The organism is Parvularcula bermudensis HTCC2503, from assembly GCF_000152825.2.
GTDB classification, from domain to species: Bacteria; Pseudomonadota; Alphaproteobacteria; order Caulobacterales; family Parvularculaceae; genus Parvularcula; species Parvularcula bermudensis.
In genome coordinates, this window is the sequence record NC_014414.1 from 366233 (window position 1) to 387649 (window position 21417).

Sequence of the window (21417 nt, forward strand, 5' to 3'; positions counted from 1 at the left end):
GACAAAGCGAGATCTTCGATCCGTTCGCCGGCATAGCCAGAAGCGCTGACACCGATGTCATAGCTGCCGGAGACGCTGAGGCCGCGGAGGGTGAACTGGCCAGCGCCGTTCGTGGTCAGCGTACGGCTAAAACCCGTCAGTTCGTCGGTCACGACGACTGTTGCGCCAGCCAGCGGTGTTCCCGTTTCGGATGTCACGGTGCCACGGATGGCCCCCGTCGTTTCCTGCGCAACGGCAACGCCGCCCAGGATGGCCAGCGTCGCGGCGCCGGCACAAAGCGTGCTCTTAAAGCTCATGAAAAACCCCTGAATATCGTGCCTCAAAATGAGAGCCCTAGAGAGGCCCGCTAAGCGGGATTTTTAACGTCACGGTAACGATTACGTTTCAGTTATATGACAAACTGTTCAGAGGGCGTGGGCGTTGTGAATAAGCAACATCCCCACAAGGCCCGTCGTCACATCTTTTCGGGAACATCGATCCCCAACAGCGTCAGAGCCGCTTCCAATTGCCGGGCGGTCAACAGGGCGAGGGCAAGGCGTGAGGCCCGCACTGCGGGATCCGCCTCATCGCCAATACGGCAATGGGTGTAAAAGCGCGAAAACGCCTGGGCCAAACGATACGCATGGTCGCAAATCAAATGCGGCAGGCGCCGGCGATAGGCAGCCTCGACGGCATCACCATAAAGGCTCATTTCCAGAACCAATTGACGCTCCGCCTCATCGGTCAGCAAGATCGGCGCCGCCGGATCGGGACGCTCGCCCGCCTTGGCGATGACGGAACGCACTCTGACCACGCCATAAAGCAGATACGGCCCGGTCTTTCCCTCAAAGGTCACGAAGCGATCGACATCGAACACATAGTCCGACGTTCGCGGGTTTGAGAGATCGCCGAATTTAAGCGCGGCAATGCCCACCTTTCGGGCCGTGTCCTCCCGCACCGCCGAATCCTCATCGGCGCTGAACCCGCCCTCCGCCAACCGTCGGCGCGCAGCCTCAACGACCTGGTCGATCAAATCCCGGAGGCGGAGGACCCCCCCCTCACGGGTTTTGAAGGGCCGTCCGTCCGGCCCGTTCATCGTGCCAAAGCCCGCATGTTCAAGCCGATCGGCCTCGATCAACCCGGCGCGCTCGACCGCCCTAAAGACCTCTTCGAAATGCTGCGCCTGTCGCTGGTCAACGACATAGACGATACGCTCCGCCCCGAACTCCTCAACCCGCTCCTCGATCGTCGCCACATCGGTGGAGTGATATCCCACCGACCCATTCGATTTGATCATCATGACCGGGTTCAAGGTCTTCTTGTCCGCCTCCCGGGCGACGTCGATCACCAGGGCCCCCTCGCTCTCGGTAACAACGCCCTTAGCTTTGAGCCGCTCGGTCAGGGGCCCGATCCGATCCTGCACGGAAGCCTCCCCCCGCCACAGATCAAAAGTCACTCCCAACTCGGCGTAATCCGCCTCAAGGGCCGCTTTAGAGACGTCCACGAAATGGGCCCAGAGTGCCCGATAGCCGGGACGCCCTTGCTGGAGATCCATCGTCGCCGCCTGGGCCGCCGCCCGGCGATCGGGGTCCGCCTTCGAGGCCGCGCTGGCCCGTGGGTAGAGGGCGGCAAGATCGTCCACCGTCACCGGGCTCTGTGTCGGATAGGGGCCCGTGAAATCGGCATCGAAATAGGGCAGGTCCGGCTGCTCTTCGGCGAGCTGGGTGATCAGCTGCCCCATCTGGAGCCCCCAATCCCCCAGATGGATATCGCCGAGCACATCATCGCCCACGGCGCGGAACAGGCGTTTCAAACTTTCCCCGATAATCGCCGCGCGCAAATGGCCGACATGCAGCGGCTTGGCGACATTAGGTCCGCCATAATCGAGAATGATCGTCTGCCGTTCGTCCACCGGCCTCTGCCAGGCCCCGAGATGAGGATCGGTGCTCAGGCTCGCGGCCGCCTCTGCGAGGGCCCCATCGGCGGGGGTCAGATTGAGAAAGCCCGGCCCCGCCAGCTCCACCTTCTCAAAAATCGGATTATCGTCGAGGCGCCGTTTCACGGCCTCACCGATCGCCCTTGGGTTGGCCTTTGCCTGTTTCGCCGCCGCCAGCGCCCCATTGCACTGAAACGGCGCCAGATCCGGACGATCCGACCGCTGAACGGCGCCGAACTGGGGATCGACCCCCTCTGCGGCAAAGGCCTCCGCAACCAGGGCCCCAAGGCGCTGGCGCAATTGATGAGCGGCGACCATAATCAGAGTTCCGGGAAACGCAGGCTCTGGCCGGAGCGATTATAAAGAAGCTGCTCACGAGTCAGGACCAGGCCGACGGCGATTTCGAAATTGGTTCCCGATGTGTCGGCATCGGCCCGGGGGATCAGGATATTCGCCACTTCTTCGGACAGGCGGACGGTCGCAAGCTCTCCCCGGACCTGAACCGGCAGCGTGAAGACCTCTTTTGCGATCACATCGGTATTGCGGCGTGTGACTGCCACGAAATAGCGCAGATCATGCTGGGCGCCGGTGGCGGCAGGACCGCGGCCCACGGCAAAATCGATCGCCACCTCGGCGCGGATAGGTTTGTCGTCAACATAGCGGCACGACGTCCGGACGTCGGTGATCTCCGCCGACCACGCCACATTCTCAAGGGCGGCGGGGCCGATGAATTCCACCTTGCTGGCGGCATCGCCCAGCGCGAAAACGTTGGGGCAGGGCCCGGGATTGCGCTCGGACGATGCGCTGAGATCGTCGAGAGTGTCCCCCACTGATCCGCAAGCGGAGAGGAGAGCGGCCAGGCCCACAAGAACGGAAGCGCGTTTCAGCATCAAAGTTTCCTCAACGGCCAATGGGTCCCAATGGCCTTTTGACATCCACCATGGGCGAGTGTGTAAGCGTCAGCAAGCAAAGGACAAGCCCATGCCGGAGCGAATGCCGATTACCCTACGACTTGCAGCGCCGCGCGGCTTCTGCGCCGGGGTGGATCGCGCGATCCTGATGGTCGAACGGGCGATCGACCGCTATGGCGCGCCGGTCTATGTGCGCCATGAAATCGTCCATAACGAAACCGTCGTGCGGCGCCTACGCGCCCTTGGCGCCGTGTTTGTGGACGAGTTGAGCGAGGTACCGGATGACGCCCCTGTGCTGTTTTCGGCCCATGGCGTCCCCAAGACCGTCCCCGCGGAGGCCGAGCGGCGTCAGCTCCTCTATCTCGATGCGACCTGTCCCCTTGTGTCCAAAGTGCATATCGAAAGTGATCGGCATCACCGAAATGGCTGCCATGTCCTGCTGATCGGGCATGAGGGCCACCCCGAAGTCATCGGCACGATGGGGCAATTGCCGGACGGCGCCATGACGTTGATCGAAACGGAGGAAGACGCCCACCGGTTCGCGGCGGAGGGCCGCCCCGTCGCCTATGTCACGCAAACGACCCTCTCGGTCGATGATACCGCCCGGATCGTTGAGATCCTGAAGGCGCGGTTTCCCGACATCCAAACGCCGATCAAGGACGACATCTGTTACGCCACCACCAACCGCCAGGAGGCGGTGAAGATCCTCGCGGCGGACGCCGACGCCCTCTTCGTGGTGGGCTCCGAGACCTCCTCCAATTCCAAACGTCTGGTCGAGGTCGGCAAGGCGGCCGGCTGCCCCTATGGCGTCCTGATCGAGGACGAAACCCGGATCGACTGGCCGGCGGTCGAGGCCCTCTCCCCACGGATCATCGCGCTGACCGCCGGGGCCTCGGCGCCTGAGACGGTCGTGCAAAATGTCGTCGACGCCTTCCGAGAACGCATGAGCGTTGAGGTGGAAGAGATCGAGACCACCCGCGAAAACGTAACGTTCAAGCTTCCCAAAGCCCTCCTTTAGGCCGGACCCGATGGCGGTTTTCACCCATTTGACGGCGGAGGCCGTCCGCGATTTTCTCTACGCGTACGACCTTAGCCCTTTCGCGCGACATGAGGGCATCGCGGCGGGGGTTGAAAACACCAATTACCACGTCTTCACCGAGGATGACCGCTATATTCTCACCCTCTTTGAACGACGAACCCCGACCGCCGACCTTCCCTATTTTCTCGCCGTGATGGATCACCTCTCCGCCCACGGCATATCCGTTCCTCGGCCCCTCCATGCGCGTGACGGCCGCTCCCTGCGCGAAGTTGGCGGCCGCCCCGCCGCCCTGTTCACCTTTCTTGAAGGTCGTGACCTGAAGGCCCCTGATGCGGAGAACGCGCGGGCGGCGGGCACGGCCCTGGCGGCGCTGCATCGGGCGGCGGCGGGGTTCGAGCAGACCCGTCCGAACGGCATGGGACCGCGCGCTTGGCAAGCGCTATACGACAAAATTCGTCCTGGCCTGGATCGATACGGTGAAAGCGTCCCCAACGAGATTGGCGAGGCCACACGCCGTCTGAGCGAGGCCTGGTCTGCGCCCTCATCCCTGCCGACGGGCACGATCCATGCGGATTATTTCCCCGACAATGTCTTTTTCTCTCGCGGAAAAGTGTCTGGTATCATCGATTTTTATTTTGCGTGCACTGATTACCTTGCCTATGACCTGGCCATCGCCGCCCTCTCCTGGATGCCTGAAGACGACGATGCCCCAGCCCATGCAAGGGCGATGATCGATGGGTATTCAACCGTGCGGCCTCTCACCGAGGAAGAGCACGCCGCGTTGCCTTTATTTTTCGAGGCCGCGGCCTTGCGATTCTTCCTGACCCGGGCCCATGACGATATTTTTCGGACCGAAGGGTCGGTGGTGACCATTAAGGATCCGCATGTCTATTTGCGGCGCCTAAGAGCCGCCCGCAACGCAACGATTGGCTGGGAAGACGAAAGTCTATGATCGAGATTTATACGGATGGAGCGTGCTCAGGCAATCCAGGACCTGGCGGCTGGGGGGTCCTGATTGAGTGGGGAGAGGATACATCTCGCCTCAATGGGGGTGAGCCCAATACGACGAACAATCGGATGGAATTGACCGCAGCGATCAAGGCGCTCGAAAGCGTCGATCCCAAGACGCCTTTCACCCTCTATACGGACAGTCAGTACGTCAAGAACGGCGTCGAAACCTGGATCCATGGCTGGAAACGCAACGGGTGGCGGACGGCAAACAAAAAGCCGGTGAAAAATCAGGATCTCTGGCAAACATTGGATCGCCTCGCGCAGGAGCGCGCCGTCACCTGGAAATGGGTCAAGGGGCATGCGGGGCATCCTGGAAACGAAGAAGCCGACCGCCTCGCCCGGGAAGGGATGCCGCGTTAAGCTTCTCTATTGCGCATCCCTGCTCGACGCGTCAGCATCGGGCAGAGGAATTGTGTAGGGAAATGCGATGATGCGTATTGTGACCTTGGCCGCATGCCTGATGATCGCCGTCAGCGCCTGTGCGACCAGTCCGTCTGTTCCCTCCGGTCCCTACGGACAGGCGGCCCAATCACGGTTTGACGATTTCACCGAGACGGCCGGTGCCACGGACTTTACCCAGTATAACGCGGTCTTTCTGGCGCCGATCACCGTCAGTGACGAGATTGCTGAACGGTATGACATCCGACGCCCGGCCTTAAGCGGCAGCCCCCGCCCCCTGTCGCCGGCGCTAGTGGAGGCCAAGATCGCCGAATTGCGCGAAGACCTCGAAGCCGCCCTCGTGCAGGTCACCTCCCTCGCCGACGCGCCGGGGGCGGATATCCTCACCCTTGAGGTCGAATTGATCGCTCTTGACGCGAACCGACCGACCCAAGCCGATTTTGCCGTCTCCCCCGGTCTCAGCCTGCAGAGCCTGTATTCCGGTGAAGCCGGTGCGATTGTGACCTTCAGCACAGATGACACCGTCCTGGCCGTGGCCCGCGATATCGACCGACCGGGCCTTGACCTCACTGAGCCGGGGGCCGGCATATGGTCCACCGCTGACCGGTTCTTCCGGCGTCTCGCCGACAAAACGGCGGCACTGCTCTACAGCCCCGCCCCTGCTGGCGCCTAACGAGCGCGGCTGAGCGGGCATCGGCCGCTTTGGGGTCTTCTCGTCGACGGACCAACACGGCATGGCGCGACCTCCCCCTTTCATGACGCATAGCCACGGGCAGGAAAGTCTGGAAAGCTCTTCGACCGAGCGGAGGACGGAGAGCCATTTTCGATGGAGGATATGCAGACATGGAGCGCCGAGATCTGGCAGCGTCTCCTTGAGGGCCTGACCCAAGAGCACGTCTATATTCAAATCGGTCTTGTCCTCGCGGCCTGGCTTATCGGCTGGGTCATCGCCGCCCTGGTCATGCGTCGGGTCAAAGTACCGCAAACGGTCCAGGCCCCCCTCAACCTTGGAAATATCGCCGGTTCCCTCGAAAAGCTGCGGGAGCTGATCCCGCCCTTTCTGATCACTTTCAGCCTCGCCATTGCCGAGCGGATAAGTGAGGAATTGGGAACGGGGCTGGGGCTCCTTCATATCGCCCTTGGGATCAGCGTTGTCATCCTGATCCGGAGTTTCGTTCACCGGTTCATCGCCAATGCGTTCATCCTTGCCCTGGTAAACTATGTCGCGGTGCCGGCAGCCATCCTTCAGGTCTTAGGCGTCCTCGACGATGTCGTGGCGTTCTTGGAAAGCGTCGCCATCCAGTTGGGCAATATCAAACTGACGGCCTATGCCATCGTCCGTACAGTCATCTTCGGATCGATCCTATTCTATATCGGCAGGATCTCGAATTCGACCGGCAAGCGCGTCATTCGCTCGCGGCAGGAGCTTGACGCGCGGACACGGGAACTCGCCACGAAACTGTTCGAGATCCTGCTCTTCGTGGTCATCTCCCTTCTCCTTCTCCAAATTATCGGCATCAATCTCACGACACTGGCGGTATTCGGCGGGGCGATCGGCGTGGGACTGGGCTTTGGTCTGCAATCGATCGCCTCGAACTTCATTTCAGGGATCATCATCCTTCTCGACAAGTCCATAACGATCGGTGACTTCATCGAGCTGGAGGACGGGCGATCCGGCACGCTGAAAGATCTCAGTATGCGGTCGGCTATGCTGGAGACCTATGATGGGAAAGTCATCATGGTGCCGAATGAGACTTTCATCTCCTCAAGCTTTGTCAATTGGACCCATCACGACACCAAGCAGCGATACGATATCCGCTTCTCCGTCGCCTACGACACCGATATTGAGGCGATGATCGATATTGTTCGAGAAGTGGTGCAGAGCCATCCTCAGGTCATCTCCGGCGAAAACGCATCGAAGGCGGAGCAACCGGATGCGGAGATCGAGTCGTTCGGCGATAATGGGATCGATATCCTCGTGGAATTCTGGATGGAGGGCGTCGATGACGGCCCGAACCGTGTCGGCGCCGATTTGAACCTGATGATCTGGACAGCCCTTAAGCAAAACGGGATCGTCATTCCCTTCCCGCAGCGGGAGGTCAGGATGTTGGGCGACGCCCAGAAAAACTGACCCGCCGGATATCCGTCTACGGAATCCCGATCAACTTATGGGTCTGAAGCGACAGGCGCCAGAGGGGATTGGCGCGGCAATAATCGACCGTCGTGGCGATCGCGATCGACTGATAGGGCCCATCCATCGGCTGCAGGAAAAAATGGTCGAAGGCGAGACCGCTAAACTGGTCGGGAGGGGCATCGGATTGCGGAAAGACAAGTTTCAGCTCGTCCCCTTCCGTCTGAACCAGTTCCGCCGTGCTCTTGGGACTGACGCAAATCCAGTCGAGCCCGGCGGGAGCGGCGATCGTCCCATTGGTCTCGACCCCAATCTCAAAGCCCTCATCGTGCAGCGCGTCAATCAGGGGAGAATCAAGCTGCAAGAGAGGCTCGCCCCCGGTGGCCACGACATAAGGGCTGCCGCCACCGGGCCAGAAGGAAGCGACATGGGCCGCAAGCTCTTCGGCAACGAAACGGCCGCCCCCCGGCCCATCAGTGCCGACAAAATCGGTGTCGCAAAAACGGCAGATGGCCTCCTCGCGGTCAATTTCCCGCCCCGACCATAAATTGCAGCCGGCAAACCGGAGAAAAACCGCGGCGCGCCCCGCCTGCGCCCCCTCCCCCTGAAGGGTGTAATAGCACTCTTTGATCGCGTAGCTCATCGGCTCTCCTGCCATGTCGCCCATCCTCGCGCCCGCTCATGGCAGGCCGGACAATCCCCGCAGCCATAGCCCCAAGGGTGGCGATGCTCTCGATCGCCGCGATAACATGTGTGGGTGTCTTCCACGATCATTGAGACCAAATCGTCCCCCCCCAGCTCCTGGGCAAGGGCCCAGGTCTCGGCCTTTGACCGGAACATGAGAGGGGTCGCCACCGAAAGCGACGGATCGATCCCTAAGCTCAGCGCATCGGCCTGGGCCTTGATGGTCTCCCATCGACAATCTGGATATCCTGCCGCATCGGTTTGACACATCCCGCCGACGACAACACTGAGCCCGCGCCGAAGGGCCAAGGCCCCAGCGAAGACCAAAAACGCCAGATTTCGCCCAGGGACAAAGGTCGTGGGCAAACCATTCGCGGCCATCTCGATCTCGACCTCAGCCGTCATCGCCGTGTCGCCAATCTCCCCAAAGGCGGGCACGGGCAGACGATGATCGGCCCCAAGAGCCCCCCCCTCCGGCCGATCGGCCCACCAGGCGCGCACCCGCTCCCGCGCATCGAGTTCGACGCGGTGCCGTTGGCCGTAGTCAAACCCTAAGGTCTCGACAACGCGATAGCGTCCGAGGGCCCAGGCAAGGCATGTCGCACTATCCTGTCCCCCCGACAAAAGGACGAGGGCCCCAGCGTCGACGGGCTTAATGGCGGGGCGATCGGCGTTTTTTGTCTTCATAAGCGCGTAGGAATTTCTATCTATGATTGCATTGCCGAGCGTCGCTCTCCCGCCCAGGACCCTAGAGTTTCCAATGGTCCACTGCGTTCGGCAAGCGATGTGTCAGCGTCGCCGTGCCCCGCCACTGCCCCTGGCGGGGCACATGACGCGGCGGGAGGCAGACTATCCCTCAAATCCCATCTCTTTCGGTAGCGTCCCCCCTGCCCCGCCAATCTTCCGACAGAGAGGTCGACTCCTTAGGGCGCCATTGGGTGGTGATGGTCTTCGTCGACCCCTTCCCCCTGATGATCATGGTCTGGATCGGAGAGGTGGCTGTGATCGGGGTGAACAAAGATCGCCAGAACGACGGCAAGGCCGATCCCCAAGAGATAACTGAGCAACAGGCGCCACCTTACCCCCTCCACCAGATGCCCTGGAAGATGGGTGGCCCCGACATAGAGAAGCGCGCCCGCGGCAATGGCGAGCAATTGGGCAAAGGCATTGGGGCTGATGGCATTGAGCAGGGGTTGGGACAACAGGGCCCCCATTGGCGTCGTGAGCGCCGCCCCGATAAAGGTGGCGATGAACGCTGTACGCGTCGAGATGCCTGCGACCTTGAGCAGGGAGAATAAGATCACCGCTTCGGCAAATTCATGGGTGATCAAGCCAAGGGACGCGATCGTGCCGAGGATGACATCATGGTCGAACAGAACGCCGTACTCGAACCCATCGATAAAGGAATGAAAACTGACGGCGATCAGGGGCGCCGCCACCGCCCCCTGACTCTGGCGCAATAAGGCATTGAGGCTGAACAGGAACAAATAGCCGAGGAGCGCGAAATAAGGGGCGCTGGGCGTACGCTCGATGGCTTCGGGCAGTAGCAATAGCGCGCTGGTGACCAGGACGCCCGCGGCGAAACCGGCAAAATAATTGCGGTTGCGGTCGGCCCATCCCCCCGAAACGCTGACCACGGCGAGGCCCAGGGTCGCCACGAGCGCGGCGGCCAGACTGGCCCACACGGCAGGGGCGATCGTTGGCAGAACTATTCCCATGATCCCCATCGCGCCATCGACCCCGATCCCATGCGATCAGATCGGTGATCCCTATCTTTGTCGTCAAAATGCTTGGCGGCGCCATCCTTGGCGCCGAAGGCGTATTGGGTGCAGTGATATTGTTACAGCCCCCGCTTGTCCAGAAACAAGAACCGCGGCGTGCCCGGCGGCTGTCTCATCGCCCCACCTATGGTAGACCGATGGCGTTTCACCGAACGGAGAGGTCCATGACCGCCGCCTTGATCCTGCCCTTTGAGGGAAAGTCACCCCAAATCCATGAGACAGCCTTCATCGCCCCCGGCGCGGTTGTCATCGGGGATGTCACGATTGGGCCGGGGGCCTCGGTCTGGTATGGCTGCGTCCTGCGCGCCGACACCAATCGGATCGAGATCGGGGCGCGCGCCAATGTCCAGGATGGCTCAATCCTCCATGTCGATGCGCCCAGTCAGGGCGGGACCCCTGTTCTGATCGGGGAGGAGGCCTTGGTCGGTCATCGCTGCCTGTTACATGGCTGCACCATTGAAGAAGGCGGATTTGTCGGCATGGGATCGACCGTGCTGGACAAGGCCGTCATCGAAGAAGGGGCGTTTTTGGCGGCCGGCGCCTTCCTCGCCCCGGGCAAACGGGTCCCGACGGGCGAGATGTGGGGGGGCCTGCCTGCGCGCAAACTCCGCGACCTCAAAGGTCTGGAGGGCAAAGCCGCGCGCATGGGCGCCGCCCATTATGTGGAGGAGGCCAAGGCCCATAGAGCGGCCCTCTCCGATGCCCGCGAAGACGCTTGACCGGCGCCATCACCCTGCCTAGATCCCGCCCCTTCAGGGGCCGTAGCTCAGTTGGTAGAGCGCGTCGTTCGCAATGACGAGGCCAGCGGTTCGATTCCGCTCGGCTCCACCATTTGATACTTTTTGTTGCTCATATCTCCTAAGACCCTGAAGGGGACTGCGATTCCGGTGGGTCGATATCCGCTGTTCCGGTCCCACAGGACGGGACCGGTAAACAGTGACCTCCCTATCGAAACGCGATGCGCAAGATGTGCGGCGTACTACGTCGCCGCATCTTGGCAAGGAGAGCCCGCTGCGCGCTGCCCGTTGCATCCCCTCCGGCCCGGGGAAATGTGGACCGAAGTTTCCAGACGATGAAGTGGAGAACACTGTCTTCGTCAGGAGGTATCCAATAGCGGACGTTCGATCAATGAATTCATCATCGATCTTAAAGATCGAACTTCAGTTCATCTCAAAATTGCATCCGGCCTTCGGCATGCGCCCACCTGTACCCGAGACTCTGCATCAAAATGGCTTAAACTAATGGCCCAAGTCAGCTTCTGCGCCTTTGCGGTCCTTGGTCGCGCTTGGGGCTACTCCTATACGGAAGACGAGATCTGCTCCGCTAGACTTCGAACCACATCCAGCATCGTCAGGCACCGCTAAAGACAGAGGTTCTTACGTTGCCTTCTGGCTCTTCAACAAACGACCTGATTTCAGAACTCACAATCAGGTCCTGCACGACCCAGAAGACGCCATTCACCGTCGTCGTTCCAACAAGATCTCCAGGTTCTTCCGGACCACCCGCGTCGTTGGGTGGTCCTCCCCCAGAACTCGCCGGCAGATCTCCAGCCCCTGCCGATAGAGGGGCGCCGCCTCAACATATCGACCCTGATCATCCAGGTTTGAGGCGACGTTGTTGTAGCTGATTGCGGTGGACGGGTGGTCCTCCCCCAGAACCCGCCGGCGGATCTCCAGCGCCCGGCGCAAGAGCGGCTCTGCCTCCCCGTAACGCCCCTGAGCGTTCAGGTTATAGGCGACGTTGTTGTAGCTGGTTGCGGTGTCCGGGTGGTCCTCCCCCAGAACCCGCCGGCGGATCTCCAGCCCCTGCCGATAGAGCGGCGCCGCCTCACCATATCGACCCTGAGCGTTCAGGTTTGCGGCGATGTTGTTGTAGCTTGCCGCCGTGTCCGGGTGGTCCTCCCCCAGAACCCGCCGGCGGATCTCCAGCCCCTGCCGATAGAGGGGCTCCGCCTCACCATATCGACCCTGAGCGTCTAGGTTATAGGCGACGTTGTTGTAGCTGCTTGCGGTGTCCGGGTGGTCCTCCCCCAGAACCCGCCGGCGGATCTCCAGCCCCTGCCGATAGAGCGGCGCCGCCTCAACATATCGACCCTGAGCGTTCAGGTTTGAGGCGACGTTGTTGTAGCTGCTTGCGGTGGACGGGTGGTCCTCCCCCAGAACCCGCCGGCGGATCTCCAGCCCCTGCCGATAGAGCGGCGCCGCCTCACCATATCGACCCTGATCATCCAGGTTTGAGGCGACATTGTTATAGCTTGCCGCCGTGTCCGGGTGGTCCTCCCCCAGAACCCGCCGGCGGATCTCCAGCCCCTGCTGAAAGAGCGGCGCCGCCTCAACATATCGACCCTGAGCGTTCAGGTTATAGGCGACGTTGTTGTAGCTACTTGCGGTGTCCGGGTGGTCCTCCCCCAGAACCCGCTGGAAGATCTCCAGCCCCTGCCGATAGAGCGGCGCCGCCTCAACATATCGACCCTGAGCGTTCAGGTTATAGGCGACGTTGTTGTAGCTACTTGCGGTGTCCGGGTGGTCCTCCCCCAGAACCCGCTGGAAGATCTCCAGCCCCTGCCGTAAGAGCGGCGCCGCCTCACCATATCGACCCTGAGCGTTCAGGTTATAGGCGATGTTGTTGTAGCTGGTTGCGGTGTCCGGGTGGTCCTCCCCGAACTCGGCTAAAGTAATTTCTAATGCGCGGCGCCACAATCCTTCAAGCTCGGACGATTTCGCTGCCGCTTGGAGCACCTGCACAGCATTGGTAAGCCAGTCTACGTACCCCGATGCGCCATGTCGCTCGCGAATCTCAGCTGCGATTGCAATACTTGAGATGACATCGGCGTCGACCTCTTCAGGATGATCGACGTTCGCTCGCGCCAAAAAATGCTCTATGAGCCGCGTGCCACCTTCATTTCTCCGCACTTCATCCATTCGCAGGCGGAATACTTCAGCGATCTTTCGATGCAGAACGAACTTTTCGGGACCCGTCGCTTTGTCATCCGGCTTCACGATCGAAAGACTGGTAATAAGGTCTAGTCCCCCGCCGGGGAGTTGGAGCTGAAACTCGCTGCTGATAAAGTCCAACGTTTCGCCGTCAAATCGCCCGGCGAGCGCGAGGTAATCCACTGCATCCCGCAGATGCAGATTTTCTTCGAAACGCCGCGAGATCTTGTTGACGAGATCGTCCAGCTTCCCCTCAAGCCCGGTGGGAGCCAAGAAGAAATCTTGTGGAGTTGGTGTGATACCTTTTTCGCCGAAGGCATTGTAAAGGTCTAAGCAAAGATCAAGCACCAGCGGGTAGCAGCGGTGACCATCCTCTTCCTCCGACATGCTACTGTCGAGCATTGAGCGGCGGACGGCTTCGTCATCAATAGCAGCTTGTATGAGCCATTCTTCCCCATAGCGACGCTCCAACCCATCAAGCTCGAAATGATCCTCATCGCCAATATGCAGGAAACGGTTAGACTTCCAGGGCAGTTTGCTGCGGGCAAAGAATGTCGCTGCCAGTCGATCTGCGCTCTCACAGAAGCGTCGGAGCGCGCGGTCGACAGGGTGCTGGCCTCGCATGCCGACGGCGGGGAATGCCCACTCATATTCGTCGAGTAACAAGACAAGTTTCTTTCGATCATCATCTTGCAGAGCAACCGAGAGTTCCTTTGCCAGGACGGAGATCAGAGCATCGATCAATTCGGCGTCATTGCGCGCCTTGCCCCGATCGATGAAATCGGAAACATAAGGCTTCGCACGTACCAACCACGCGCGTTTGGTCGTATCGATCGACCATTTTGCGATTTGAGCGAGGAAGCTGCCCATGAAGGGAATCTTCTGAATTTCCGATCCAACAATGGCGGCACCAATCTCGATGGAGTCACTCGCTCCTTCCCCAAAAGCACAATGCGCTTTGCTAAGCCAAGCATTCTTAAGCGTTTTGGGCGGTTCCTCCGGGCGAACCCGCTCCCACACGTAGGCCAACGCCAAATCAAACCCCGGCACAGTGATACCTTGTTCGGCGTACGCGTTCCGGATTTTGATCAGTAGCAAGATTGGATCAAGGATAAGGTTTGAGCTGCGGTCAAAATTCACTCTTGCACAGTACAGTTGGGCGTCATGGAGAGTCCAATCGCCGCCGCGGGTCATGCTCTCGATTTTATCGCAGAGGGCCGTTTTCCCTTGTCCTCCCTCTCCGTGAAAAACGGAGATCGTCGCACCCTGATTTGGGATATTTCTAAGCCGCTCGCGAAACCACGCTTTCGCCTCTCCCCGATTAACAAAGATCTCCGACATCTTGCCCCCGACGTTGTGTCCGAGGATGCATACCAGTCGTGGGCTGGATCGTCATAGAGACGCACTGCTGTCCTGAAGAGCCCCTCTCCCGCCGGGGAATTCCTTGTAGAGGGTGGCGACGGACACGCCCGCTTGCTTGGCGATCTGCTTCACCGGGAGCTGGGTATCGCGCAAAAGGGTGAGCACCGTTTCGCGGGATTGATCATCCATGACCTTGGGGCGGCCGGTGAGCCGCCCTTGAGCCTTTGCAGCCGCCAAACCTGCTAGCGTCCGCTCACGGGTGAAGGCGTTGAGGTCGCAGCGTCGTTGCTTCGAGAAATCGGGGAGCAGACCATGACCCGGAAAACTCTACCGCCAGGTGGGGGCAATACGGGGAGCAGACCACCCAACTGCCGACTCTATTCCCAAGCGGATGAATGTCGGGGGTCACAGCAGGATCGCAAAAACGCTTCTCGATTTTTGGCGGCCTCTCTTCACGCGAACCGGCCCCCGCTTCGCTTGAGAAGGCTCTAGATACGCGCCTGACAAACGAAAACAGCGCGCCGCCTCCTTTTTGGGGGGAGGATCGGACGCGCCGTTCAGGAGTGAACAAGGAGAGTGTCAGGTCACCGTCGCCGCGGAGGCGGACGGCGGGACATTAAAAATCGTCCCACCCGTCATCACCGCCGCCGCTGGCGACCGCTGCGGCAGCGCCGCCGCCGCCCGCAGCGAAGCTCTTGGCCAATCGTTGCTGGGCGACAACGTCCGCCTTGGGCATGGAGGACACAGTCGTCGTCTGGCTCGCCGTCGCTCCTCTTGTCTTGAACCGAAGCATCATGCTCCGCAGGCGTTCGATCTGTGTTTGGAGAGAGTGGCAGGCGGCATTCGATTCTTCGACCATTGCCGCGTTTTGCTGCGTGACCTGATCCATGTCATTCACCGCCGCATTCACTTCGCTGAGACCGGTGGATTGCTCCTGTGCCGCCCCATTGATGCTGGCGACCATTTCGCTGACCTCCGCCACGCGGGTGACAATATCGCCGAGCGCCGAGCCCGCCTTACCGACGAGTTCCACCCCTGACGTGACGTGACGACCGGAAGTCGAGATCAAATCCTTGATCTCCTTGGCGGCGTCGGAGGACCGTTGGGCAAGGGCCCGCACCTCCGAGGCGACGACGGCAAAGCCACGTCCCGCATCGCCGGCCCGCGCGGCCTCGACCCCCGCATTGAGCGCAAGCAAGTTCGTTTGGAACGCGATTTCGTCGATCACCCCGATGATTTGAGAAATCTCTTTGGACGAATTCTCGATTTCGCCCATTTTTCCGATTGCCTCACGGACGATATTCCCGCTTTCCGTCGCCTCCGCCCGGGTTTCCGACACGATCTTATTGGCTTGTTTGGCGGTCTTCGCGGTATCGGCCACAGACTGGGTCGCCTGGTTGAGGGCGGCGGCCGTCTGTTCCAGAGAGGCGGCTTGATTTTCCGTCCGGCCCGAAAGATCGGTGCTGGCCTGGGACAGTTCAGAAACACCGCTGGTGATGCTCTGGGTATTCTCAAGGATATCGCAAAAGGCCTGATGGAGACGATCGACCGCTTGATTGTAGTCCGATTTCAGGCCTTCGTATTGGCCTGGGAAATCGGCCGTGATTTGCGCCGTCAGATCCCCACCGGACAACCGTGACAAGGCGCTGGTGAGTTCGCTCACGACGAGTTGCTGTTCGTTTGACGCCCGTTCGAGCTTCGCCGCCTGTTCCTTATTCCGCGTCAACGTCTCAGTGATGTCACGCGCATATTTTACGACGCGCTCGACCTTTCCGCTACTATTGAGGACCGGTGAATAGGACCCTTCAATCCAAACCGTTTCGCCCCGTTTATTCTTGCGCTCGAAGACACCGGTGAGCGTTTCGCCCATCGCCAACCGGGTCCAATGAGATTTGTGCTCTTCCGTCGAGCGGACGTGATCGGGAACGAAAATCGAGTGCATCTTCCCAACAATCTCCGCCTCGGCATAGCCCATTGTATTGAGGAAATTGGCATTGGCACTGATCACCGTACCGTCAGGACGGAACTGGATCACGGCGCTGTTGGCGTCGACCGCCTGAGAAATGGCCCCTGAGAAACGCTGCTGCGTCACGTTCTCCCATTCGAGGATGGCGCCAATATAATCGCCTGCCTCGTTATAGGCCGCGCTCACCGATAGATTAAAAATACAGTCCCCAATCGTGATTTCGCTACGGTAGGGAAGGTTTTCCGGCCGCGACAAAATCTGTCGTTGGTGACTAGGGTTCTTGTGGAAATCATCGATCGTCATACCGATGATGTTATCGGGCCTAAAGTTCGGGAAGTGCGTCTTGAACAGCTCGCGGTTGCTCTCGAAGAGATCCCTTGTCGACCGGTTTACCGCGGTGACGACAAGGTCCCGGTTGACGATCATGATGGCAGCGTCCGCCGTCTCATAGGCGCACATTTTCATCATCATGTCTTCCCGCTCTTCAGGGGAAGTCACGCGCAGTGCCAGAAGGCTAAGCTTGTCGGCGAACACGCCGATTTCGCCGGCGCGTCCCTTGAACGGCACATCTCCCTCGGCCTTACCCGCCACGATCCCATCAAGATGGGCACTGATCGCCTTGAGAGGTGACATTACGCTGGAGGTCAGTGCAAATACCCCGGCGCCAACGACCGCCGCCAAAGTGACGAAGAGGCCGATCTGTAGAGGGAGAGAAAGTCCGCCGGCAACAATCACAGCGGCACTTGCTGCGATAAATGTCAGTCCCCCGCTCATCATGGCTAGCTTTGCAGCGACAGGGAGAGTTGCCGACTTGGTCATGTCATCATATCCTTGTAGCCGCGCTCGACAGCAACGACCGGTCTTTGAGTTCTATATCTCGGGACAGAAGACTATTGCCGACAGGGCGCGATTCTCTGTCCTCGATTATTCGGATTAGTCTTATTCTGTAAATATAAGGTGTGTGACTACGCGTTTTCGCGTTATCCCGTGCCGATAGAATAGCGAGAAATCTAACGACCGCCGGGGGATATCCGCACGCCGACAGGCTCACCTAAAGCCATTACAAGCGAGGCAAGAACTCGTGCGCGCAACAAAATGCGACGATAGAACGGAAAAAGCCAGGCGCTTGATCTCCCCACCCGCCAGCAGCAGGGTTGGTCAGGCGCGAAATGCGCAACGCCTCGTGCATTTCGGGTGCGCTCAATGCACGCTAGTTGCTACTTGCTTCCAAATCATTTGAGCGGAAGAAATAGGTCGGTGATGGCTTCGTGCTCGGGCACGTCTGGAAAAAAGCTGACGCGCTGGGCGTAGAGCGGAAACTCTCTGAGTTCTTCACCGCTGGCTGGTAGCCATTGCCGATACAGAAACTCTGCAGCGTGCCGAAGATTGTCGCTCTGGCCGATAATTCGCAGCACTGCGCACCGGCCCGCCGGAATCAATCCGGATTCGATATCCTCGTCAGCACAGGTTGTAGCGCGGTCGGTCGCCGCCGCAAGATCAATCCTATAATCCTCGGACGCAACGCTATCGGGATCGGTGTGGAAGATCGTATACGTCGCGTGGGTGCCGGCGCGCACGCCGTTAGCTTTGCGCCAGGCGATGAACTTGCGGATTGTTTGGCCAAGCCGTTCTGGTTCGCCCCGATGACTCATGAAAGCCACGGAGGTTTCGCCTACCTGCCGAATTTCAATGTCGTTGATGGAAAAATTTTGCATCATGATCTGGTTCCTTGCTTCGGCCAGTGGCACCATCGCCGCCGCCCATGCCGACCAATTCGGTTCCTCGCGAAAGGCCTTTGGCGCCTGCCCCATGAGCTGGCGAAAAGCTCGGGCGAAACTGTCCGGAGCTTCATAACCGGCGTCCAGAGCAATCTCGGTGACCGAGACATCGGCCCGATAGGCAAGCCGCCACGAAGCACGTTTCATCCTTACCAGTTGCACGTAGCGATGCAGCGACACTCCGAAGATCGCCCTGAATTGCCGGTGAAAATGGCACGGTGAGAAAGCCGCAACGGAACTGAGCGCTTCGAGGCCGAGATCACCGTCGATATTGTCGTCGATATGCGCGAAAACACGCTGCATACGCGTATGATATCGGGCAAGATCGGCGGACTGCTTTGTCGACACGAGAAAGTCCTTGTTGGTGGTAAGCGCTTGAATAGGGGGGCTGAGCAGCGGTCGCTCGACTGATCTTGCGATTTTGAGGCTCGTCGCGACACCGATAGGGCGCCGGTCGGCAGCGCTCACTCCCATTATCGCACCGGAGCAGACCAAGTGCGGATTTTGCCTCAATTGATGCGATTGCCTAGAGACGCTTCACGACTAAGGGGGAACTGAAATGGCTCTAGGGGAATGCCGTTTAGGCGGAGGAGGAGGCCAGCTTTGACTGCGGGGAGGAAGCCGCCCATTTGAGAACCATACCGTCCACGGATTCTTTTCGTACTGGCTTGGTCAGGACATCGACCATACCAGCCTTAAGACACCGCTGACGATCCTCATCCATTGCATGGGCCGTTGCCCCGACGATTGGCGTGGTCGGGAGATTTTGGTCGGCCTCCATCCCTCGAATCCGCCGCGTCGCTTCGAGGCCGTCCATGACAGGCATGGAAACATCCATGAAAATAATGTCCGGTGAATAGGCCGAAAATTTCTCGATCGCGTCCTCACCATTCGAGGCCGTCAGGATTTCCGTTGCCCACCCTTTCAACATATTTGTGATGACAAGCTGATTGACGAGATTGTCGTCGACCACGAGGATCGTCTCGCAGATGGCATCGGGGTCGGAGGAGGCCGAGATGGAGCGATCCGCCTTGGCTTCGGCCAACGCCTCGACATCACCGAAACGGCCGGTCTTCATCTTCGCTTCGAAGACGTATTCTGCAAGCTGAAGGCTTCTGATCGGCTTGACGAGCCACGCCGAAAGCGGAAGCGATTTGCTGCCCTCTTCCTTGGGGGCGCAGACAGACGACAGCATGATGATCGGGATCGGCGGAAACCCGGTTCGGGCCCTGATCCCAAGGCCTAATTCAATCCCGTTCATCTCCGGCATTTGGTAGTCGGTAATGATAACGTCGGGCAAAGCTTCACCCTCACCGCGACTATCCAACCATTGAAAGATCTCCTTGCCAGAGGAGAAGGCAAAGATTTCCGTGTTCCAGGCCGCCAATTGCTCGCTCAAAATGCGAAGATTGGTGGCGTTATCGTCAACGATCGCGATACGGGCACCGGCCAGCTCGGCGGTATCAATGGTCGGACGAAGAGATGCGCGATCGTCGATCTTGTAATTGATATCGATGAAGAAGGTCGCCCCACGGCCCAATTCACTGGTGACGCCGATCTTTCCGCCCATCAATTCGATGATGGTTTTACAGATCGCGAGCCCAAGCCCCGTCCCCTCATACATGCGAGAGCTTGTATTGTCCGCCTGCTCGAATTTTTCGAAGATCGCCTCAAGCTTTTCTGGGGGAATGCCGATACCCGTGTCGGTCACACTGATCCGCAAATCCACCGTTTCCCCTGATTGGGCACCGGTGACATCGATCAGCACTTGGCCCTCATCTGTAAACTTGATGGCATTGCCGACAAGATTGGTAATGACCTGGCGAAGCCGGCCGCCGTCTGTGAATACCCCCTCCGGCAAGCTGGGGTCGTACCGAACGAAGAGTTCGAGATCCTTTTCCGCCGCCCGCCCCGCCATCAGGGTTGCCACATTCTCAATCCCTTCGCGCAGGTTAAAGGGCTCTTCGTTGAGGCTGAACTTACCGGCTTCGATCTTCGAGAAGTCCAGAATATCGTTGATGATGGTCACCAGCGAGGTCCCCGACGACATGATCGTCCCGATGAGCTCACGCTGGTAGGTATCGAGCTCCGTCGACATCAGAAGTTCGGCCATGCCGAGCACGCCGTTCATCGGGGTCCGGATTTCGTGACTCATATTGGCCAGGAAGGCTGACTTGGCGAGGCTGGCTGCCTCGGCTTTCGTCACCGCCTCTTCAAGGTCGGCCGTCCGCTCTTCCACCGTTTTCTCAAGATTTTCGTCCCGACGCTGAATCTCGTCCAGCATATCGTTAAAGGCCGCTGCCAATTGGCCGGACTCATCGTTCGACAGTCCCTCCACCCGAAGGCGATAGTTCCGATCTCTTTGTACCTGCTGCATGGTCATAATCAGCGAGTGGATCGGTTGGATCAGTCCCTGGGCCGTAAGTCTGGCGAGGATGAAGGCCCCCGCCATGCCGACGAGGGATACAGCACCGACAATCTGGAGATACCGCTTCACGGTGAACCCCAACCGGTCGAGGGACGATACAAGCTGGACATATCCAATGATCTCTTGATCAACAGAGATCGGCACTTGGACCGTGACCTGTTCCCAACTGACGATGGAGACAGGGGTTGTGCCCCGCGTGAGGGGTTTGATGGCCGTGTCTGTCTGTTCGATATAGCCGCCGAGGGGCTCACCCCGCACCGACCACACCTTTGCCGCCATCAAATCCGGCAATTGCGATAGCGCTGAGAGATTCTCATTGATCGTCGCTCGATCATCGAAGAGCACAGCCGCCGAGACGTTCGCCGCCGTCACGCGCGCCAAGTCCATCCGCTCCCTTAAAAGATCGCGACGGAATGAGGTGCCCTCATAGACCAAAAGACCCACAACAACGAGGCATAGAACGACCGCGACGATTGACATCGTCAATAGGGCAATACGCGCCCCGATACCCCGTTGGCCGGGTTTGTTTTGTCGAGACCCCATAATGGCGCCATCCTCCCAAAGCTGAGTGCTCCCAACTCAACGCGACGCGGACTATGCCTGAAGAGGCCTACTCTTCTCTTAATCGAATATGTGAATATTGATAATTTATTAGGTTAGACCCTATGCGGAACTTTGTTCCCTCAAGCGTCCATCCCAAAGGAATTAGAGCCCGACCAGCCGGTGGTCCGGCGCGGGTCCTCGGCCCGGCCCCCCCTGTCTAGTCGTCGATTTGCTTATCATGACCGCTACGATTTGAATGAAAGGTGAGCCCCATCAAGGCCACGGCCAGGCCAATCGTCGCCCCCACCCCAAGGATGACGGCGGCCACAGCGTGAAAGCCTTCTCCGAAGAAAGCAAATTTCACGAATAGCGCTAAAAGCAAGGTAGGTACGATAAGAGCGGCCGCCGCCCACAGGGCAAACCGCCGGTTTGGGCGGGACCCGGCCGGACCATCCGTTTCCCTTGGCGCTAAAGAGGGAGCATCATCGCGTTCTGTCATGACGGTTATATAGCCCCCTCGAGCCGAGGGAAAATGT

Annotated in this window: 17 protein-coding genes, 1 tRNA gene and 1 pseudogene; 7 read left to right on the top strand and 12 right to left on the bottom strand. The window is 59.5% G+C overall.

Features of this window, described 5'->3' with window-relative positions:
• Positions 1-32: 32 nt before the first annotated feature.
• The 3 genes and pseudogenes from PB2503_RS15115 to PB2503_RS01760 all read right to left on the bottom strand — a co-directional run.
• Positions 33-296: pseudogene (locus tag PB2503_RS15115) on the bottom strand (carboxypeptidase-like regulatory domain-containing protein); the annotation flags it as partial.
• Between the two features lie 158 nt (positions 297-454).
• A complete protein-coding gene (gene argS / locus PB2503_RS01755; protein ID WP_013299496.1) occupies positions 455-2233 on the bottom strand; it encodes an arginine--tRNA ligase in 1779 nt (592 codons plus the stop codon).
• Between the two features lie 2 nt (positions 2234-2235).
• Positions 2236-2805: a hypothetical protein gene (locus PB2503_RS01760; protein ID WP_013299497.1), complete on the bottom strand. Its 570-nt coding sequence runs from the start codon at positions 2803-2805 to the stop codon at positions 2236-2238.
• A gap of 91 nt (positions 2806-2896) precedes the next feature.
• Between PB2503_RS01760 and ispH the strand changes: the two genes are divergently transcribed.
• The 5 genes from ispH (at position 2897) to PB2503_RS01785 (ending at position 7406) form a co-directional block, all read left to right on the top strand.
• Positions 2897-3844 carry a 4-hydroxy-3-methylbut-2-enyl diphosphate reductase gene (gene ispH / locus PB2503_RS01765; RefSeq protein WP_013299498.1) on the top strand — a complete coding sequence of 316 codons (948 nt, stop codon included), beginning with the start codon at positions 2897-2899 and terminating at the stop codon, positions 3842-3844.
• A gap of 10 nt (positions 3845-3854) precedes the next feature.
• Positions 3855-4817 (top strand): homoserine kinase, encoded by a 963-nt coding sequence (locus PB2503_RS01770; protein WP_013299499.1) that lies wholly within the window; start codon positions 3855-3857, stop codon positions 4815-4817.
• Entirely contained in the window at positions 4814-5236 is a 423-nt protein-coding gene (gene rnhA, locus PB2503_RS01775) for a ribonuclease HI (RefSeq protein ID WP_013299500.1), read from the top strand. Before PB2503_RS01770 ends, rnhA begins: the two co-directional genes overlap by 4 nt.
• A 67-nt stretch (positions 5237-5303) precedes the next feature.
• Positions 5304-5948, top strand: a complete 645-nt coding sequence (locus PB2503_RS01780; protein ID WP_013299501.1) for a DUF3313 family protein — start codon at positions 5304-5306, stop codon at positions 5946-5948.
• A gap of 162 nt (positions 5949-6110) precedes the next feature.
• Complete coding sequence (locus PB2503_RS01785; protein WP_202944393.1) at positions 6111-7406, top strand: mechanosensitive ion channel family protein; 1296 nt, start codon at positions 6111-6113, stop codon at positions 7404-7406.
• A gap of 16 nt (positions 7407-7422) precedes the next feature.
• On the opposite strand, the gene queE is transcribed toward PB2503_RS01785, so the two are convergent.
• The 3 genes from queE to PB2503_RS01800 all read right to left on the bottom strand — a co-directional run bounded on the left by queE (position 7423) and on the right by PB2503_RS01800 (position 9808).
• Positions 7423-8049, bottom strand: coding sequence for a 7-carboxy-7-deazaguanine synthase (queE, locus tag PB2503_RS01790; protein ID WP_041535124.1), 627 nt, complete (start codon positions 8047-8049; stop codon positions 7423-7425).
• A complete protein-coding gene (gene queC, locus PB2503_RS01795) occupies positions 8046-8777 on the bottom strand; it encodes a 7-cyano-7-deazaguanine synthase QueC (RefSeq protein ID WP_013299504.1) in 732 nt (243 codons plus the stop codon). Before queC ends, queE begins: the two co-directional genes overlap by 4 nt.
• A 236-nt stretch (positions 8778-9013) precedes the next feature.
• Entirely contained in the window at positions 9014-9808 is a 795-nt protein-coding gene (locus PB2503_RS01800; protein WP_049781958.1) for a ZIP family metal transporter, read from the bottom strand.
• Between the two features lie 227 nt (positions 9809-10035).
• On the opposite strand from PB2503_RS01800, the gene PB2503_RS01805 reads away from it, so the two are divergent.
• Positions 10036-10590 carry a gamma carbonic anhydrase family protein gene (locus PB2503_RS01805; RefSeq protein ID WP_013299506.1) on the top strand — a complete coding sequence of 185 codons (555 nt, stop codon included), beginning with the start codon at positions 10036-10038 and terminating at the stop codon, positions 10588-10590.
• A gap of 36 nt (positions 10591-10626) precedes the next feature.
• Positions 10627-10702: transfer RNA gene (locus tag PB2503_RS01810), tRNA-Ala, on the top strand.
• 626 nt (positions 10703-11328) lie between these two features.
• On the opposite strand, the gene PB2503_RS13670 is transcribed toward PB2503_RS01810, so the two are convergent.
• The 6 genes from PB2503_RS13670 to PB2503_RS01840 form a co-directional block, all read right to left on the bottom strand.
• Entirely contained in the window at positions 11329-13998 is a 2670-nt protein-coding gene (locus tag PB2503_RS13670) for a tetratricopeptide repeat protein (protein ID WP_158305812.1), read from the bottom strand.
• Positions 13999-14196: 198 nt separating this feature from the next.
• Positions 14197-14403 (bottom strand): helix-turn-helix domain-containing protein, encoded by a 207-nt coding sequence (locus tag PB2503_RS14225; RefSeq protein ID WP_274377715.1) that lies wholly within the window; start codon positions 14401-14403, stop codon positions 14197-14199.
• Positions 14404-14782: 379 nt separating this feature from the next.
• Positions 14783-16951: a methyl-accepting chemotaxis protein gene (locus tag PB2503_RS01825; protein WP_013299509.1), complete on the bottom strand. Its 2169-nt coding sequence runs from the start codon at positions 16949-16951 to the stop codon at positions 14783-14785.
• Between the two features lie 413 nt (positions 16952-17364).
• Complete coding sequence (locus PB2503_RS01830) at positions 17365-18213, bottom strand: AraC family transcriptional regulator (RefSeq protein ID WP_041535130.1); 849 nt, start codon at positions 18211-18213, stop codon at positions 17365-17367.
• Positions 18214-18490: 277 nt separating this feature from the next.
• Positions 18491-20881 (bottom strand): response regulator, encoded by a 2391-nt coding sequence (locus PB2503_RS01835; protein ID WP_013299511.1) that lies wholly within the window; start codon positions 20879-20881, stop codon positions 18491-18493.
• Between the two features lie 217 nt (positions 20882-21098).
• Positions 21099-21380, bottom strand: coding sequence for a hypothetical protein (locus tag PB2503_RS01840; RefSeq protein ID WP_013299512.1), 282 nt, complete (start codon positions 21378-21380; stop codon positions 21099-21101).
• Positions 21381-21417 lie beyond the last annotated feature (37 nt).

Coding starts and splice junctions, on each gene's coding strand:
- PB2503_RS01835 (WP_013299511.1), bottom strand. CDS start 20,881: ATGGGGTCTCGACAAAACAAACCCGGCCAACGGGGTATCGGGGCGCGT.
- queC (WP_013299504.1), bottom strand. CDS start 8,777: ATGAAGACAAAAAACGCCGATCGCCCCGCCATTAAGCCCGTCGACGCT.
- PB2503_RS01780 (WP_013299501.1), top strand. CDS start 5,304: ATGATGCGTATTGTGACCTTGGCCGCATGCCTGATGATCGCCGTCAGC.
- PB2503_RS01770 (WP_013299499.1), top strand. CDS start 3,855: ATGGCGGTTTTCACCCATTTGACGGCGGAGGCCGTCCGCGATTTTCTC.
- ispH (WP_013299498.1), top strand. CDS start 2,897: ATGCCGGAGCGAATGCCGATTACCCTACGACTTGCAGCGCCGCGCGGC.
- PB2503_RS01785 (WP_202944393.1), top strand. CDS start 6,111: ATGCAGACATGGAGCGCCGAGATCTGGCAGCGTCTCCTTGAGGGCCTG.
- PB2503_RS01805 (WP_013299506.1), top strand. CDS start 10,036: ATGACCGCCGCCTTGATCCTGCCCTTTGAGGGAAAGTCACCCCAAATC.
- PB2503_RS01760 (WP_013299497.1), bottom strand. CDS start 2,805: ATGCTGAAACGCGCTTCCGTTCTTGTGGGCCTGGCCGCTCTCCTCTCC.
- PB2503_RS13670 (WP_158305812.1), bottom strand. CDS start 13,998: ATGACCCGCGGCGGCGATTGGACTCTCCATGACGCCCAACTGTACTGT.
- PB2503_RS01800 (WP_049781958.1), bottom strand. CDS start 9,808: ATGGGAATAGTTCTGCCAACGATCGCCCCTGCCGTGTGGGCCAGTCTG.
- PB2503_RS01840 (WP_013299512.1), bottom strand. CDS start 21,380: ATGACAGAACGCGATGATGCTCCCTCTTTAGCGCCAAGGGAAACGGAT.
- queE (WP_041535124.1), bottom strand. CDS start 8,049: ATGAGCTACGCGATCAAAGAGTGCTATTACACCCTTCAGGGGGAGGGG.
- rnhA (WP_013299500.1), top strand. CDS start 4,814: ATGATCGAGATTTATACGGATGGAGCGTGCTCAGGCAATCCAGGACCT.
- PB2503_RS01825 (WP_013299509.1), bottom strand. CDS start 16,951: ATGACCAAGTCGGCAACTCTCCCTGTCGCTGCAAAGCTAGCCATGATG.
- PB2503_RS01830 (WP_041535130.1), bottom strand. CDS start 18,213: ATGCAGCGTGTTTTCGCGCATATCGACGACAATATCGACGGTGATCTC.
- argS (WP_013299496.1), bottom strand. CDS start 2,233: ATGGTCGCCGCTCATCAATTGCGCCAGCGCCTTGGGGCCCTGGTTGCG.